This is a genomic window from Streptosporangium sp. NPDC048886, from assembly GCF_055586905.1.
In genome coordinates, this window is the sequence record NZ_JBVJHH010000019.1 from 78,497 (window position 1) to 94,614 (window position 16,118).

14 protein-coding genes are annotated in these 16,118 nt (G+C 73.3%); 6 read left to right on the forward strand and 8 right to left on the reverse strand.

Annotated features, from left to right (window positions below):
• Window positions 1-97: 97 nt before the first annotated feature.
• Together ACZ6R6_RS23915 and ACZ6R6_RS23920 are read left to right on the forward strand one after the other, a co-directional pair.
• Window positions 98-628: a GNAT family N-acetyltransferase gene (locus ACZ6R6_RS23915; RefSeq protein ID WP_470096717.1), complete on the forward strand. Its 531-nt coding sequence runs from the start codon at window positions 98-100 to the stop codon at window positions 626-628.
• Between the two features lie 95 nt (window positions 629-723).
• Window positions 724-1,815, forward strand: coding sequence for a winged helix DNA-binding domain-containing protein (locus tag ACZ6R6_RS23920; RefSeq protein WP_470096719.1), 1,092 nt, complete (start codon window positions 724-726; stop codon window positions 1,813-1,815).
• 33 nt (window positions 1,816-1,848) lie between these two features.
• On the opposite strand, the gene ACZ6R6_RS23925 is transcribed toward ACZ6R6_RS23920, so the two are convergent.
• Together ACZ6R6_RS23925 and ACZ6R6_RS23930 are read right to left on the reverse strand one after the other, a co-directional pair.
• Window positions 1,849-2,784, reverse strand: coding sequence for a D-alanyl-D-alanine carboxypeptidase family protein (locus tag ACZ6R6_RS23925; protein ID WP_470096721.1), 936 nt, complete (start codon window positions 2,782-2,784; stop codon window positions 1,849-1,851).
• 97 nt (window positions 2,785-2,881) lie between these two features.
• On the reverse strand, window positions 2,882-3,361 hold the full coding sequence (locus ACZ6R6_RS23930) for a DedA family protein (RefSeq protein ID WP_470096723.1): 480 nt from the start codon (window positions 3,359-3,361) through the stop codon (window positions 2,882-2,884).
• A 207-nt stretch (window positions 3,362-3,568) separates the two neighbouring features.
• On the opposite strand from ACZ6R6_RS23930, the gene ACZ6R6_RS23935 reads away from it, so the two are divergent.
• Window positions 3,569-4,090, forward strand: coding sequence for a hypothetical protein (locus ACZ6R6_RS23935; RefSeq protein WP_470096725.1), 522 nt, complete (start codon window positions 3,569-3,571; stop codon window positions 4,088-4,090).
• On the opposite strand, the gene ACZ6R6_RS23940 is transcribed toward ACZ6R6_RS23935, so the two are convergent.
• Genes ACZ6R6_RS23940 through ACZ6R6_RS23950 form a run of 3 tightly spaced genes read right to left on the reverse strand, consistent with a single transcriptional unit; the run spans window position 4,080 to window position 9,392 of the window.
• The gene (locus tag ACZ6R6_RS23940; protein ID WP_470096727.1) at window positions 4,080-7,463 is read right to left on the reverse strand and encodes a BTAD domain-containing putative transcriptional regulator; all 3,384 of its coding nucleotides are present in this window, start codon (window positions 7,461-7,463) and stop codon (window positions 4,080-4,082) included. The two genes, ACZ6R6_RS23935 and ACZ6R6_RS23940, sit on opposite strands and share 11 nt — an antisense overlap.
• Window positions 7,464-7,504: 41 nt before the next feature.
• A complete protein-coding gene (locus ACZ6R6_RS23945; RefSeq protein ID WP_470096729.1) occupies window positions 7,505-8,566 on the reverse strand; it encodes a lysylphosphatidylglycerol synthase transmembrane domain-containing protein in 1,062 nt (353 codons plus the stop codon).
• A gap of 34 nt (window positions 8,567-8,600) precedes the next feature.
• Window positions 8,601-9,392 (reverse strand): PIG-L family deacetylase, encoded by a 792-nt coding sequence (locus ACZ6R6_RS23950; RefSeq protein ID WP_470096731.1) that lies wholly within the window; start codon window positions 9,390-9,392, stop codon window positions 8,601-8,603.
• A gap of 102 nt (window positions 9,393-9,494) precedes the next feature.
• On the opposite strand from ACZ6R6_RS23950, the gene ACZ6R6_RS23955 reads away from it, so the two are divergent.
• Window positions 9,495-10,604 (forward strand): glycosyltransferase family 4 protein, encoded by a 1,110-nt coding sequence (locus ACZ6R6_RS23955; RefSeq protein WP_470096733.1) that lies wholly within the window; start codon window positions 9,495-9,497, stop codon window positions 10,602-10,604.
• 174 nt (window positions 10,605-10,778) lie between these two features.
• Here ACZ6R6_RS23955 and ACZ6R6_RS23960 read toward each other — a convergent pair whose 3' ends face one another.
• The gene (locus ACZ6R6_RS23960; RefSeq protein WP_470096735.1) at window positions 10,779-11,165 is read right to left on the reverse strand and encodes a hypothetical protein; all 387 of its coding nucleotides are present in this window, start codon (window positions 11,163-11,165) and stop codon (window positions 10,779-10,781) included.
• Window positions 11,166-11,299: 134 nt separating this feature from the next.
• Here ACZ6R6_RS23960 and ACZ6R6_RS23965 point away from each other — a divergent pair, with 134 nt between their 5' ends.
• Complete coding sequence (locus tag ACZ6R6_RS23965; RefSeq protein ID WP_470096736.1) at window positions 11,300-12,670, forward strand: APC family permease; 1,371 nt, start codon at window positions 11,300-11,302, stop codon at window positions 12,668-12,670.
• Window positions 12,671-12,869: 199 nt separating this feature from the next.
• Here the strand turns inward: ACZ6R6_RS23965 and ACZ6R6_RS23970 are convergent, their stop codons facing one another.
• Window positions 12,870-13,928 carry a hypothetical protein gene (locus ACZ6R6_RS23970; protein WP_470096738.1) on the reverse strand — a complete coding sequence of 353 codons (1,059 nt, stop codon included), beginning with the start codon at window positions 13,926-13,928 and terminating at the stop codon, window positions 12,870-12,872.
• Window positions 13,929-14,490: 562 nt separating this feature from the next.
• On the opposite strand from ACZ6R6_RS23970, the gene ACZ6R6_RS23975 reads away from it, so the two are divergent.
• Window positions 14,491-14,856, forward strand: a complete 366-nt coding sequence (locus ACZ6R6_RS23975; RefSeq protein WP_451930839.1) for an STAS domain-containing protein — start codon at window positions 14,491-14,493, stop codon at window positions 14,854-14,856.
• Between the two features lie 129 nt (window positions 14,857-14,985).
• On the opposite strand, the gene ACZ6R6_RS23980 is transcribed toward ACZ6R6_RS23975, so the two are convergent.
• Window positions 14,986-16,092 (reverse strand): ROK family transcriptional regulator, encoded by a 1,107-nt coding sequence (locus tag ACZ6R6_RS23980; protein WP_470096740.1) that lies wholly within the window; start codon window positions 16,090-16,092, stop codon window positions 14,986-14,988.
• Between the last annotated feature and the right edge of the window lie 26 nt (window positions 16,093-16,118).

The following is a 16,118-nucleotide window of genomic DNA, read 5'->3' on the forward strand; positions in this document are numbered from 1 at the left end:
CGGCGGACGGCGCCGGTGGCGAAGGCGCCGGGTGCGCCGGTTCCGGCGTGATGCCAGACTTCACATTCCGCCGATCCCGGTCAAGGAGGACCCCGCTGTGTCCCGCGTAACGTTGCGTCCCGTGGCCGAGAAGGACCTGACGATCTTCGAGGATGAGTTCTACAGCCCGGAGGGCACGGGGCCCTACCAGTGGTTCGGCCACCGCACCCCGGGCCGGGAGCGGCGCGCGTTCGCCGAGACGGGCCTGCTGAGCGACGACCAGGGCACGCTGGCCGTCTGCTCCGAGGAGGAGGTGGCCGGGCGCGTCGAGTGGTTCAGGGCGTCCTGGGGACGGCCGCTCACCTCCTGGTGCTGGGAGATCGCCATCGGCCTGCGGCCGAGCTTCCAGGGGCGCGGCATCGGGACCGAGGCGCAGCGGCAGCTCGCCGCCTACCTGTTCGAGCACACCCGCGCCCACCGGATCCAGGCCTTCACCGACATCCGGAACCTGGGCGAGCAGCGCGCGCTGGAGAAGGCCGGATTCCAGCGGGAGGGCGTCATCCGCGAGGCGCAGTGGCGCGGCGGGCGCTGGCACGACCAGGTCCTCTACTCGCTCCTGCGCCCCGGCGCCGGCCCTGCCGAGCCGTAGCCGGGGTGCCGCCGGGGCGTCCGCGCCGGTGGGATCCGCCGCCCGGGCGCGCGTACCTGCCATCAGGTGTCAGGTACGGCTGTCAGCATGAGCGCATGGAGATCCTCACGACCCGGCGCCTCAACCGCGCGACGCTGGCCCGCCAGATGCTGCTCCAGCGGGAAAGGGTCGACGTCGTCACGGCGGTGGAACGGCTCGGCGGCATGCAGGCGCAGGAGGCCAGACATCCCTTCACCGGCCTGTGGACGCGGGTGGCGGGCTTCCGCCGGGAGGACCTGCACCGGGCCCTGCACGAGCGCCGCGTCGTGCGGGCCACGATGATGCGCGCCACGCTGCACCTGGTGAGCGCGGCCGACTACGCGGCGTTCCGGCCGACGCTGCGGCCGGCGCTCGCCTCCGCGGTGACCGGCCGCGGCGAGCTGTTCGCCGGGCTGGACCTCGACAGGCTGCTGCCCGTCGCCCACGCGCTCCTGCGGGAGCGGCCCCGTGACTTCACCACGCTGCGCGCCCTGCTCCAGGAGGAGTTCCCCGAGGCCGACGAGCGCGGGCTCGGCTACGCCGTACGGACCCAGCTGCCGCTGGTCATGGTCCCCACCGAGGACCGCTGGGCGTTCCCCCCGGCGGCGGACTTCACGCCGGCGGACGTGTGGCTGGGCCCGGAGCCGACGGGCCGGCCGGTCGAGGAGCTGGTGCTGCGCTATCTGGCGGCTTTCGGCCCCGCCACCGCCGCCGACGCGCAGACCTGGTCCGGGATCAAGGGGCTGCGCGCCGTGCTGGACGGCCTGCGCCCGCGGCTGCGCGTCTTCCGCGACGAGCGGGGCCGCGAGCTGTTCGACCTTCCCGACGCCCCGCGCCCGGATGAGGACGTCCCGGCGCCCGCGCGGTTCCTGCCGGACTTCGACAACCTGGTGCTCGCCCACGCCGACCGCACCCGGCTGATGGCCGAGGAGCACCGCGGGCGCGTCACGACCAGGAACCTCCGCGTGCGGGCCACGTTCCTCTGGGACGGCTCGGTGCGCGGCACCTGGCAGGTGGAGCGTAGACGCGGGGCCGCCGTCCTGCGGATGACCCCCTTCGAGCCCCTGCCCGGGGCCGCGGTCTCCGAGCTGACCCAGGAGGGCGAGGCCCTGCTGGGCTCGGTGGAACCGGACGCCGCGACCCTGGAGGTCCGCTTCGAGGACTCCTGACGGCCCGAGCGCACCCCGGACCGCGGCGGCCCGCTAGACGTCTTCGCGGCCGTCGCCCTCGCCCTCGCCCGCCATCTGGTCATCGGCCCACTCCAGCAGCCGGCCGGCGGTCTGGAAGCGCCGCTCGGCGCTGGAGTCGCCGAGAACGACGCCGATCATCCGGTGGCCGTCGCGGTCGACGGCGAACGACAGGCAGTAGCCGGCCGCCCGGGTGTAGCCGGTCTTGACGCCCAGGGCGCCGGGCTCCTTGCCGAGCAGCTTGTTGGTGTTGGTCCAGACGTGGGCCCGGTGCACCCTCGTCTTGCGCACGACGTAGCGCCTGGTGGCGGCGATGGTCCGCAGCACCGGATCGGCGAGCGCGGCCTCGGCCAGCCGGGCCTGGTCCTGGGCGGTGGAGTAGCCGGGACTCGGCTCGGGCAGCCCGTCGGAGTTGCCGTAACGGGTGCCGGACAGGCCCAGGGAACGGGCGGCCGCGTTCATCTTGGCCACGAACCTGCGCTCGCCCGGCCCGTAGACGCGCGCCAGCGCGTGGGTCGCGTCCGCCCCGGAGGGGAGCATCGCCCCGTAGAGCAGCTCCCTGACGGTCAGGCGCTCACCGGCGCGCAGCGCCGCGGCGGTGGCGTCATTGGTCGCCGCGTGCCGCACGTCTCCCGCGTTGACGGTGACCGTGTCGTTCAGCCCGGCCTCACGCAGCACGATGTAGGCCGTCATGATCTTCGTCAGGCTGGCCACCGGCATCCGCCTGGCCGCCTGTTTGCTGAAGTGGACCGTTCCGGTGCCGGTTTCGACCAGGTAGGCGGCCCGCGCCGAGACCGTCGGGGCGGCCCGGTGGGCGGTGGCCGGGCGGGCCGACCGCTGAACGGTCTGGCCGGCGTGGGCGGATGTGACGGGCGTGAGGAGCCCGGTGGCGACAGTGGCCACAGTGGCGCAGACGATGAGGCGTATTCCCCCGGTTTGCATGGGAGACATGGTGACAGAGTCGACCGTCAATATGCGGATCTCGGGGGTTCGGCTATCGAAACGTTGACATGCGCACCCGCCGGGCACACCGGATGATCCCGGTGGTTCACCCGACGGGCAGGCTGTCCTCCGCGCGCCGGGCCGCCCTGCGGCGGCGGCGCCGGTGGACGAGGGCGGCGGCCACGGTGATCACCACCACGGCGGCGGCGCCCGCCAGGAGCGGCGACTCGGCGGCCAGTCTCAGCCAGCCCCAGATCACCGAGTAGAGGCCGAAGGACGTCACCGGGACCCAGGTCAGGCAGCCGAGCGCGCTGGCCACGACGTACCAGGGGTAGGAGATCCGCAGCACCCCCGCCACCCAGGGCAGCGTGTGCCGCAGGCCGGGCACCCAGAAACAGCCGTAGACGGCGAGCGCGCCCCACCTCCGGAGGGCGTTCTCCACCTTGAGGATGTTCGCCTCGCCGACCTTCCGGCCCAGGCGGGAGGCGTAGATCCTGGGGCCGAGCTTGTAGCCGACCCAGTAGTAGACCTGGAACACGCCGAACAGGGCGATCCCGCCCAGCAGGACCCAGAGCCACAGCGGCATGTTCAGAACGGAGGCGGACGTGGGGTCAGGGATGCCCGTCACAGGCGATCGCATCTGAAACATCACCACCCCTCCGCTCGGGCCTGCCGCATTTGATATTAGGACAGGCTTACCTGATCCGGTAACGCGGATCCCCTGCAAGCGGACGTCAAGCGGAGATCAACCATCGCGGCATACACCTGTAGTGACGAGAGAAAGGTGTCTGTCATGAGTCCGGGTAGCAGTGTGGCGCCGGTGGTGGCGAGCGGGACCGCGAGCGTCGTGAAGCTGCTGGTGGCCACGTTGGCCTTCGCCGGAGCCTACGCGGGAGTGGAGGTGGCCGACAACGCCTCCGCCCAGGTCCAGGCGGGCGCGGCGGCGCCGGCGCGGGCGGTGACCCTGTCCTCGGAAGCGGTGCCGGCCATCACGGTCGCGGAGCCGGCCGCCGGCACGATCGCCGTCAGCGCGCTCACCGCGCCCCGGCCGTGCGAGCGGCCGTATCTGGTCCAGAGCGTGATCGACAACCCCCGCCCCGGCGGCTCCGTCTCCTACAGCTGGCGGCTGCGGCGCTGGAGCGCGGGCACCCGGAGCTGGCAGACCTACCTCGCCGCGAACTCCGGCTTCGCCGGCCGGAGCCGGACCGCCGAGTGGCGGCCCAGCATCGTCGACAACCCCGGTTGGTACCGCGCCGAGCTGTCGGTCTCCGGCCGCACCCGGCTGCTCGGCGAGAAGTTTCTCGTCAGCTGCTGAGTGAGCGCTGCGCCGCCTCGACCCACCGGGGCACGCCGACCCGCTGGGCCACCGCGAGGGCCTGGTCGTAGTGGGATCTCACCGCGTCGGTGAAGCCCAGCCGCAGGGCCAGGTCACCGAGGGTCAGCGCGACCGGCCACAGCGCCACCACGCCGGTGCCGGCCCCCGCGATCCGCTCGGCGAACGGCTTCAGCGTGTCATATGCCTCGACCATCCGCTCCCGGTCGTCCAGCAGCATGCCCGCCAGAGCCCGCCAGATCATCGCCAGCTCGTAGAGGAAGTCGGGACGGACCGGGGTCTTGACCGCGATGACCGCCCGCGCGTCGCGCATGTGCCCGGCCGAGGCCAGGGCCACCGCGTAGGCGTCGAGGGTCCACTTGGCCCCGCGCTGGTGGGCCTCCGCCAGGGGCTCCACCATTTCGGCGGCCCGGCCGTTGACCAGGTGCAGACAGAAGGCGGTGATCAGCGGCAGGTCCTGGCGGCCCTCCAGCATGCCGGCCCGGGCCGTCAGCCGCGCGGCGTCGCGGTAGGCGCGCTCCGCGCCGGTGAAGTCACCGGCGATCATCAGGCGCTGCCCGGCGTACCAGGCGCCGACGGCCGCCGGCGCGGGCAGGCCGTACTGCCTGGCCAGCCGCTCGGCGGCGGCCACGTGCGCGTCGGCGTCGGCGAACGCCCCGGAGGCGGCCGCGCACTCCATCAGCACGAGGTGGGCCAGGGCCTGGACCGAGACCTGACCGGTCGTCTTGCCCACCTCCAGCAGCTCCCGGCCGATGACCTCGCGCTCGCCGACCGGGGTGATGCCGTAGGACTGGCGCAGCCGGCCGCTCAGCGCGGTCGCCAGCAGGGCGGGGTCGCCGCTCCGCCGGGCCAGCTCCTCGGCCTCCAGCGACGCCTGCTCGCCCCGGCGGGTGGCCGAGCCCTCCAGCTCCAGGGCGAGCGTGGCCAGCAGGCTCGCCCGCAGTGACTGCTCGGCGGCCGGCAGCTCGACCAGCGCCTGCTCGGCGACGTCGACGATCTCCCAGGCGGTGCGGGTGAAGTCGCGCGCCATGCCCTTGTGCGGCACGGCCAGGGAGGCCGCCACCCGGGCCGTGAGCTCCAGATTGCCCAGCGGCAGAGCCGCGTCCATCGCCTCGCGCCGCCGCCTGCGGGCCGCGGCCATGTCGCCGCAGAGCGCCAGCGCCTTGATCAGATTGAGGGTCAGCAGCAGGCGTTCTCTGGTGCTGTCGGGGGTGTGGGTGATGCCGGACCGGTCGAAGGCGGCGATCGCCTGCTCCCACAGCGAGGCCGCCTCCCGGTGGGCGAAACGGCGCTCGGCCTGCTCGGCCGCGAGCCCGGCGTAGTGCACCGCCTTGATGGCCGTCTCGGCGGTGCCGGCCGCGTCGTAGTGGTGGGCGAGCGCGGCCACGTCGCCGGGGTTGCGGCGCTCGATCACCGCGGCCACCGAGGCGTGCAGCCGGGAGCGGCGCAGCCGGGAGGCGTCGGAGTAAAGGGTGTCGCGGACCAGGTCGTGGTCGAAGCGGAGCATGCCGGGGCCCGGCTCGGTGACCAGCCCGGCGAGCAGCGCCGCCTCCACCGCGTCGACCACCGCGTCCTCGTCGCCCGTCACGTCGACCAGCACGTCCACGTCGACGTCGCGGCCGATCACCGCGGCCTGCAGCAGGATCTGCTGGGCCGCCGCGGGCAGCCGCGAGATCCGCCGCCGCAGCACGTCGCGGACGCCGGAGGGCACCCCGGAGAGCACCTCGGCGGCCGTCGCGCGGTCGCTCACGGCCTCGGCGTCGAGCAGGCGCACGGTCTCGCGGACGAAGAAGGGGTTGCCGCCGGTCCGCTCGACGATGCTGCTGACCGCGTCCTCGTCGACCTCGCGCACGCAGGTCGCCCGGACCAGCTCGGCCACCGCCTTGGGGTCCAGACCCGTCAGACCCACCCGGACCGGCCCGAGCCGGGCCAGCGCGGCCAGCACGTCGGCCTGCTGGTCGCTCAGCTCGCTGTCACGGCAGGTGACCACCAGCAGCACCCGGCTGGTGGCCAGCAGGCTCGGCAGCGCGCGCAGCAGCGCCAGGGTCTGGTCGTCGGCCCAGTGCAGATCCTCCAGCGTCAGCAGGATCGGGGTGTCCTTGGCGACGGCCGCCAGATAGCCGCCCACCGCCCGGTGCAGCCGGAAACCGCCGGAGACCTGGTCGTCGTCGGGCGCCGGGGCCGCGTCGTCCAGCAGCGGGGCCAGCAGCGGGGCGTATTCGCCGGGTCCGGCCGCGTTCACCAGGGTGCGCAGGATCTCCACCCAGGCCCAGCCGGGAGGGGTGGCGCTGCTGTCGGGGCAGGCTCCGGAGGAGGTGCCCCAGCCGTCGTCGGAGAGCCGTTTGGTGAGCTGGCGGACCAGCGTCGTCTTGCCCGCGCCCGCGTCGCCGCTGATCACCGCGACGGTGAAGCGGCCGGTCCGGGCCGCGGCGGTGGTCAGCCGGGTCAGCTCGGCGTCGCGGCCGACGAACGGCTCGGGCTCCAGCGGCGGCAGCTCCACCGGCGCCGCCGTGGGCCGGGGCGGCCAGGTGTCGGCCGGCACCTGGGGACGCTGGCGGCCAGGCGGCGGGGCGGCGAGCTGCAGGCCGGGGTCCTGGGCCAGGATGTCGGACTCCAGCTTGCGCAGCGCCGGTCCCGGGTCGATGCCCAGCTCGTCGGCGAGGATCGTACGGGCCTTGCGCAGCGCGGCCAGCGCGTCGCCCTGCCGTCCGCACCGGTAGAGGCCGAGGGCGAGCAGCCGCCAGCCCTCCTCGCGGAGCGGGTGCTCGGTGGTCAGCGCCTCCAGGTCGGGCACCGCCTCGGCGGGCATGCCCAGGCGCAGGCCGCTGTCGGCGTGCCGCTCACGGGCGACCAGGCGCAGCTCGGTCAGCCGGTTGACCTCGGCCTCGGCCCACGGCTGGTCGGCGAAGTCGGAGTAAGGGGTGCCGCGCCACAGCCCCAGGGCCTTCTCCAGGCGGACCCGCGCCGAGGAGGGGTCGTCACCCTCCAGGTGCTCTCCGGCCGTGCGGACCAGCGCCTCGAAGCGGAGGGCGTCGACCTGGTCGGGGGCGACCCGCAGCGCGTAGCCGGAGGCGACCGTCACCAGCAGCCGGTTGGGTCCCCCGCGCGGACGGCCGGGCTCCAGGACCCGGCGCAGGCGGGAGATGTAGACCTGGAGGCCGGACTGCGCCCCCTTGGCGGCGTCGTCGTCCCACAGGTCGTAGAGGAGGGAGTCGACGGGCACGACCTGCCCGCGCGACACCAGCAATCGGGCGAGGACGGCACGCTGCCGCAGCCCGCCTAGGTCGAGCCCGTCATCGTCGGAATGCGCCTCGACCGGACCGAGAACCCGGAACGCCACCATGTCAGCCGCCACGCTATGCGGGCCTTCGAATCGCGCACAAGGTATTTCCCAATCTAGCGGCTGATCGGCTCCTTCGCGGGGGCCGGAGCGGCGTTCTCACGCCGGCGCAGAAGCGCCCACGCGCCGAGCGCCAGGCCGCCGAAGGGGATTTCGACAGTGTAGGTCCAGAAGCCGAAAAGCAGCGCAGCGGCTGTTGCGGAATCCAGCGGCGCCCCGAAGAAGACCAGCGCGCCGACGGTCCCGGCCTCCATGATCCCGGTCCCGCTCGGGGTCACCAGGGCGGTGGTCAGCACCCTGGACAGGGCGAACACGGCGATCGTCTGCGCCGTCCCCGGGTAGGCGCCGGTGGCGTGCAGGCAGCAGACCAGGAGCAGCCACTGCAGCCCGAGGAAGAAGACCATCCCCAGGGTCAGCCCCGGCCAGCGGCGCCGTACGACCTCGGAGGTGTCGGCGCGCAGCTTCTCCAGCGCGTGGGAGAGGGTGTGCTCGGCGGGGCGGATGCCGCGGGGCAGCGGCCGCGCGGCGGCGTCGAGGGCGCGGCCGAGCGCGGCGGCGGCGCGGTCCCAGTAAAGCGCGGCGGCCACCACGGCGACCAGGGCGAGGATGGACAGCGAGCCCACCCAGCCCGCTCTGGTCACGGCCGGGCTGAGCTGTTGCCCGCTGACCAGCAGGGCCACGATCCCCACGGCGGGCAGGACGAACCGGAACAGGGTGTTCCAGATGCCGCTGGAGAGCGTGGAGACCACGACGGCCCGTAGCGGGAACCCCCAGCCCTTGGTCATGGCGATCGTCATGGCCACCCCGGCCGCGCCGCCGAAGGGGAGCAGGTTGCTCACCGCGCTGCCGGCCGCGTTCAGTGTCAGGGCCTGCGAATGGGACAGACCCGGCAGGGAGGCGGTCAGCACGAACGTGTAGGCCATCAGGCTCGCCAGCCAGACGACGGCCATCAGGGCGACCATCTCCCAGCTCAGCCGGGAGAACTGGGCGCCGATCTGCGTCCAGGAGACGTGCTTGCCGGTCAGCGCCGCCACGATCTGCGGCAGGAAGCGCACGAGCGTGGCGGCCAGCGCCAGAGACGCGACCGAAAGTCCGATTTGGACCCACTTGTTCTTCATGTAACCCCCCCGACCCAGTTTGCCGGTCCCCGGCTCATCCTTTGGGAGGAACTTCGAACGGATGTCTCAGTCTCGTGCCGGGCGGCAGGCCGCGCCGGACGTACCACTCGGTGCCGAAGACGAGACGGTAGAGGGGCTGGGGGACTTTGAGCATCACGCCCAGCGTACGGGTGTCCGCGCCGGTGGCCTGGGAAGCGTGGGCGGCCATGCTCGCCCGCTTCTGGCGGGCGAAGCGGCGCACGCCGACCCGGTGGGTGATCGCCTCGCCGGGGGAGTAGGCCCGTTCGAAGGCGCGGACGTCCAGCTGGGGATAGAACCTGCGGATCAGGCGGAGCCCCTTGAGCAGGGGGTCGCGGTTGACCGTGGCCTCCAGCACGATCGGGGTGCCCGCGATCTCGGCGGCCCGGCCGCCGACCCGGTGCACCTGGACGTGGTCGGGGTGCCCGTAGCCCCCGGCCGGGTCGTAGGTCGTCAGCAGGTCGGCCTTCTCCTCGGTGAGGATCGCCGCGAGCCGCCGGGCGGCCTCCTCGGCGTCGGCGTCGATGAACGCGTTGTCCGGCCGGTCCTCGGCGATCCCGCCGCCGGGGGCCAGCCCGGAGTCGCCGTAGCCGAGGTTCACCACCCGGGCGCAGCCGAGCGCCGCCGCCGATCTGTACAGCTCGGCGATGCGCGCGGCGCCCAGCGCCTCGCCGGGGTCGAGGTCGGCCTGGCCGCGCTCCCCGGAGGTCGCCACGACGAGGACCACCCGGTGCCCCTCGGCGGCGAGCATCGCCATGGTGCCCGCGGTGAGCAGGGCTTCGTCGTCGGGATGGGCATGGAAGAACACGGCTGTCTTGACGGCGTCGATCGTGGTTCACTCCGTTCGGGTGGTCCGGGCCCGTTGCCGCGGGCATGCAGGCATGATCTCACGCGGGGCTACGCTGGCACGGTGAGGATCCTCCACGTCAGTGACTGTTACCTGCCGCGCCTCGGCGGCATCGAGGTGCAGGTCGGCGATCTGGTCCGGATGCAGAGGGAGGCGGGTCACGATGTCGAGGTGGCGACCGCGACCCCGGGCGAGCCCCTGGCCGGGGTGCACCGGATCGTCGCGAGACTCCCCTTCGACCTGCCCGTCCATCCGTTCGGGGTGGGCCACCTGCTGCGGTTGATGAGGGCGCGGCGCCCCGACGTGGTGCACGTGCACACCGGCGCGGTCTCGCCGTTCGCCTGGATGGGCGTCCGCGCGGCCGTGCGCATGGGGCTGCCGGTGGTCGTGACCGTGCACAGCATGTGGGATCCGGTCACCCGGGGCGTCTACCGGGGGCTGCGGCTGCTATTCGAGTGGCACCGCTGGGGGCTGGTGGGCACCGCGGTGAGCGAGGCCGCGGCCCGGCCGATCCGCGCGGTGGCCGGCCGCGGGGTGCCGGTGCACGTGGTCTCCAACGGCCTCGACGTCTCCGGCTGGCGCTCGGCCGACCCGGTACGGCGCGAGCCCGGCGACGAGACGGTGCACATCGTGGCCGTGGGACGGCTGGCGCCGCGCAAGCAGCCGGTCCGGCTGCTCAAGCTGTTGAAGGAGGCCCGCGCCCAGGTGCCGCAGGAGACGCCGCTGCGGGCGACCGTCGTCGGGGACGGCCCGGCGCGTTCGCAGATGGAGCGTTACCTGCGCGCCAACGGGATGAGCGGCTGGGTCTCGCTGCCCGGCCGCTACAGCCGCGACCGGATCCGCGAACTGCTCGCCTCGGCGGACGTGTTCGTCGCCCCGGCGCCCCGGGAGTCCTTCGGGCTGGCCGCGCTGGAGGCCAGGGCGGCCGGGGTCCCGGTGGTCGCGCGGACCCAGAGCGGGGTGGCCGACTTCGTGCGTCCGGGCAAGGAAGGGCTGCTCGGGCGGAGCTTCGAGGACCTGGTCGCGTCGGTGGCCGGCCTGGCCGGCGACCGCGAGCTGCGCGAGTCGATCGCGGCGCACAACCGCGAGACCGAGCCCGTCCGCAGTTCGTGGCCGGCGGTGCTGCAGGGCTTCGAGGAGTGCTACGAGCAGGCCCGCACGGGCCGGGGCTGACCCGGCCGCGGCCGGCGGACCGTACGGGAGGGGGCGAGACGCGGCGGAGCCCCTGCCGTGCGGCGGCAGGGGCTCCGAGGACGTCCGGCACGGCCGTCGCGCCGCGCTGCCCCCCGCAGGCGGAGCGACGGCCGTGCCAAGTGTGCCTCCTCTTCCGAGGAGGCACGGGCTCCGCTAGGCGCAGGCGCTGCCGAACTTGGCGACCGCCTCCTGGGTCTTCTTGCCGATGTCCTGGAGGGCCGCGGCGGACGCGGCCGGGTCCTTCTCGTCGATCTTGAAGGAGGCCCAGGTGGCGGAGAAGTCGTTGAGCGCCGAGGCCAGCTCGCCGTCGGCCTTGCCGGCCAGGGCCTTGAGGTTGTCGGCGAGCTTCTGGTTCGCCTCGTTGTACTTGCCGAGGTCGGTGCCGAAGGAGGCCGCGGACGTGCTGTAGTCGGTCATCAGCTTCGCCGCCTCGGTGCAGAGTGCGGCGTTGCCGGACCCACCGCAGGCGGCGGTGAGGGAGATGAGAGCGGCTCCCGCGAGGGTGGCGGCGATCCGGCGGGAGAAGAGGGCGCTACGCATTTCTGCCTTTCATTGCTTTTTGTGACGGACGGAACGCTAGGGAGCCATCCTTGCGGATCACTTTCATGCCGCTAACAGAAACAGACCAATCTCACGGAGGGTGATTCTCGCGCTGCGTTGGGTAAGGGAAGTGCATGGCTGAGGCGATCATTGGTTCTGGTCCACCCCAGCACTCGCTCAAGCGGGTGATCGGGCGCAGGGTCCTGCTGCTGTTCGTGGTAGGCGACATCCTCGGCGCGGGGATATACGCCCTGGTCGGGAAGGTGGCCGGCTATGTCGGCGGGGCGCTGTGGCTGCCCTTCCTCATCGCCTTCGTGCTGGCCGCGCTGACGGCGTCCGCCTACGCCGAGCTCGTCGGGAAATATCCGCAGGCCGCCGGGGCGGCGCTCTATGCGAATAAAGCGTTCAATATTCCTTTTGTCACGTTTGTCGTGGCCTTCGCCGTGCTGATGAGCGGGATCACCTCGGCGAGCGCCGCGGCCCGGGCGTTCGGCGGCCGATACCTGGGCGAGTTCGTCACGCTGCCGGTGGTCGTCGGCGCGTTCATCTTCCTGGGCCTCGTGGCGCTGGTGAACTTCGCCGGGATCTCCGAGTCCGTCAAGGTCAACGTCGTCCTGACGGTCATCGAGGCGTTCGGCCTGCTGGTCGTCATCGCGATCGGGGTCTACGCGCTGCTGTCCGGAGACGGCGAGCCCGCCAGGGCCCTGTCGTTCCACCCGGCCAACGGCGCGTTCCTCGGCGTCCTGGGCGGCACCGCCCTGGCCTTCTACGCGCTGCTCGGCTTCGAGGACTCGGTCAACCTCGCCGAGGAGTCCAAGGACCCGCAGCGCGACTATCCCCGGGCGCTCTTCGGGGGCCTGGTCGTGGCCGCGACGATCTACATGGCGGTGGCGTTCACCGCGACCATGCTGGTCGACACCGAGACGCTGACGAACTCCTCCGGCCCGCTGCTGGAGGTCGTCAAGGTCGCCGGGCTGGCCTTCCCGCCCAAGCTGTTCGCGCTCATCGCGCTGCTCGCGGTGGGCAACACCGCGCTGATCAACATGCTCATGGCCTCACGCCTGGTGTACGGCATGGCGCGCGAGGGGATCGTGCCGAAGGTCTTCGCGGCGGTCCACCCCACGAGGTCCACCCCGTGGGTGGCCATCGTGTTCACCGTGGGCATCGCGGCGGTGCTGGTCGCCACCGGCGACGTGAGCAGCCTCGCCGACACGACGGTGCTCCTGCTGCTGTGCGTGTTCGCCCTGGTCAACGTGGCCGTGCTGGTCCTCCGTAAGGACCGCGTGGAGCACGACCACTACCGGGCGCCGAGCTGGATGCCCGTGGTGGGCGCGCTGGTCTGCCTGGTTCTGGTGCTGCCGGTCACGGGCCGCGGCGGCGACGTCTATCTCCGCGCGGGCGTGCTGGTGGCCGTGGGTGTGGTTCTCTGGTTCGTGAACCGGCTGTTCCTGGCGGGAGGGGACGGCGGTCTCGGCGGTGTCTCAGAAGGGGAGAGTCCGTCCTGAGGGCGTGCGCAGGTCGAGCGGGGCGGGCTTGCGGGGCGGGCGGGGCGTATGGACGATTCGAACCCTTTTCATCTCTTACTCCTTTTTGTTGGAGTTTGAGAGAGACTACGCCAGCCCCCCGACAGTTACGCACCTCTCCCGACGGCCGCGCCACGGGTCCTGACGGCCGTGCCACGGGCCGGCGGGAGGGCCGGCGGCCTCAGCGCCGGAGCACGAAGTCGGCCTCGTCGTCGCCGACGCCGACCGACCCCACCGTCCACAGCGCCCCGGTGCCCGGCACCCGGGCGATGCCGGTGCGGTTGACGTCGTCGGTCTCCTCGTACTGCTGGCCGTCGGCGTGGGCCCGCAGCAGCGGACCGTACTCGCGCGACCACCTCGCGCCGTCGAAGCGGAGGAAGAGCACCTGCCCCGAGTGGTCGGCGTCGACCCCGCTGATCCACAGGTCGCCCGGCCCGGAGGCGGTGACGCCATGCAGGGCGCCGAGGCGGACCGGCACCTCCACCCGGCTCCAGCTCGACCCGTCCCAGCGCAGGACCAGTGGCTGTCCCACGCGCTCACCGGGACCGGTGACGACCTCCCCGACCGCCCACGCCTCGGACGGCGAGATCTGCCAGACCCGGTTGAGCCTGCCCCCGGGGACCTCGGGCGTCCGAGCGGTCTCCCACCCGCCGCCGGCGGTGCCGTGCCAGATCAGCGGTGTGTTCCGCTCGCTCGAACCGGCCAGCCAGACGTGCCCGTCCTTGGCGGTGACCGCCCTGAGGGCGCCGCCGGTGCTCAGCACGTTGCGGAAGCCCCCGCCGGCCCACTCCAGGACCACCGCCTTCGACGGGCCGTTCGCGGCGAACCACGCCGTGCCGCCGGCCGTCGCGACGTCCGCCATCCGGTAGTCGTCGGCCACCCCGAAGGGTCTCTCCCAGGTCCAGCGCCGCCCGTCCCAGTGCGCGGCGGAGGCGCTCCCGCCGTTGCCCACCACCCACACGTCATCCGGCCCGCCCGCGCTGACCCCCTCAAGGCGGTGGACGCCGTCCCCCGCCAGCGGCACCTCGTGCCAGCGGCGCCCGTCCCACCGGAGCGCGGCGGGCGTACCCTCCCGGTCCTCGGCGCCGTCCTTGAACCCGACGGCCCAGGCGTCGCGGGGGCCGGTCGCCGCCACGTCGAGCAGTGCGGAGCTCCCCGACAGCTCGGCGCCCTCGGCGGTGGCCCACGCGGCCGAGGCGGTGACCGGCCCGGTGGCCGCGCCGCTCGGCGCGGGGCTCACGGATCCCGTGCGGCCCGGCGCCGGGGTCCGCGAGAGCGCCGGGGTTCGTGGGGGCGCGGGGCTCCGCGAGAGCGTGGGGGCCGTCCCCGGCGCGGGCGCCGCCGTACGGTCCGGGCCGCACGCGGCCACAAGAGACATCCCGATGAGCGCGACCGCCGCCAGCCGCGGCTTTCCCATCCCGGCCATCCTCCCAGTGTGCCTGCCCGCCCACCCCGGAGACCTGTCGCCGGGATCACAGGTCGGTGCCGGAATAGTCCCGTGTGTCCTGGGCACCTCAGACAGGGAAGAGAAGAGAGGCTCCGGTCCTCGCAGGCACGCGGGCTGCCGTGGAGCGGAGATCCCGCAGGCTCAGGGTGGGGTGTCGCCGGCACGACGGAGGGTGTGGCCGGCGCGTCCGCCGCCAAGAGCCGAGCTCCGGCAGGCCGGGGCGCGGTGCGGGGACGGGGGGCCCGCGCGCCCGGTCTGGCAGAGGACGGGGGGCCCGCGCGCCCGGTCTGGCAGAGGCATTTGTCCCATGTGGGAAAGTTGGATGGCTGGGAGAGGCCGGGGTAGAGGGTTGATCATGTTCGTGGGAAAAGAACCGGAGTCGAGTTTCACCGCCACGTCCGGACTGCACGGCACGACGCTCGTCGTGCAGGCCAGCGGTGAGCTGGACCACTATCACACTCCGGTGTTACGAGCGGAGATGGACCGGGCATGGAAGGCCCTGCAGTCGCCGACCCTCATCCTCGACCTCTCGGACCTCACCTTCTGCGACTCCTCGGGGATAGGCGAGCTGCTCCAGGCGCGCCACCACGGCCAGGTCGAGGGAGTGCGGTTCATCATCACCGGCATTCAGGGGAACCTCGCGCGACGGCTCAACCTCGCCGGCCTGACCCAGGTGTTCGAGGTGTTCCCCTCCGTCGCCGAGGCGCTTGAGGCCGCCTAGGAGCGCACCGGAGATCGTGGGCCGGGCCCCGCACGGCCGGGCTCAGTACGGCCGGGCGCGCCCTGCGCCGGGCGTTCCGCGTCCCCCGAGGGATCGGATCCCGTACCGGCGCGACGGTCCGCCGGCCCGCTAGGCGGGCACCTCGCCGAAGAGGTCCCGGTGGGCGATGGACAGGGCCGTGAACAGGGCCCCGTGAAGAATCGCGTTGCCCTCCACCGTGCTCGCGCGGACCTGGGTCGGGACGGGGGAGAGCGCGGCCAGGTGCTCGCTGACCCGCGCGGCCAGCGCGTCTCCGCCGGAGCGGCCCGTCTTCCCGCCCAGGATGACGAGCCCGGGGTCCAGGACCGCCACCGAGGCGAAGGCCCCCTCGGCGATCCTCGCCGCGAGGGAGTCGTCGTCGAGCCCGGCGATGAACTCGGCACTCACCAGATCGCAGAACGCCCCGCCCCGCAGGCCGAGGGTGCCGACCTCGCCCGCGGCCCCCGAGGCTCCCCGGCGCAGCCTTCCGTCGAGGGTGACCGCCGCGCCCACACCGTCGTCCAGCCAGAGCAGGACGGAGTCCTTGCGTCCCCGGGCGGATCCGGCGCGGTGCTCGGCGACGGCGGCGAGGTTGACCTCGTTCTCCAGGGTGACCTGCGCGTCGATCCGGTGGCGCAGGGCCTGCAGCAGGTTCGGCCGCCAGCCGGGCACGCCGTTGCCGGTGGCCAGCTCCCCGCTCCGCGGGTTCACCATTCCCGGGGCGCCCACGACGACCGCGTGCATCTTCCGGCCGCCCGCCGCCTCCGCGACGGTCCGGGCGATGATCTTGACCAGGTCGTCGCCGGGCTCCCCGGAGCGCCCGTCCTCCGTGCCGGACGCCGCCCCCGCGGGGCGTCCGGCCTCGGACGGACCCGCGCCCGCCAGTGGGTGCGTGGCCGAGCCGAGGGTCCGGCCGGTGATGTCGGCGACGGTCACGTTGACCATGTCGCGCCGCACGTCGACCCCGGCCACGTGGGCGCGGTCGGCGACGATGCCGTAGACGCGGGCGTTGGGCCCCCGCCGGTCCCCGCCGCTCTCGCCGACGACCGAGATCAGCCCGTTCACCTGCAGGCGCTCGAGGAGGTCGGACACCGTCGGGCGGGACAGGCCGGTGAGCGCGCGTAGCTGGGGAGCGGTCAGGGCGCCGTGTTCCAGCAGCAGGTCGAGGGCGAGGCGGTCGTTGATCGCCCGGGCCATCTGCGGGGTCGCGGTCTTCATCTGTCCTCTTTTAATCAGGGAGCCTT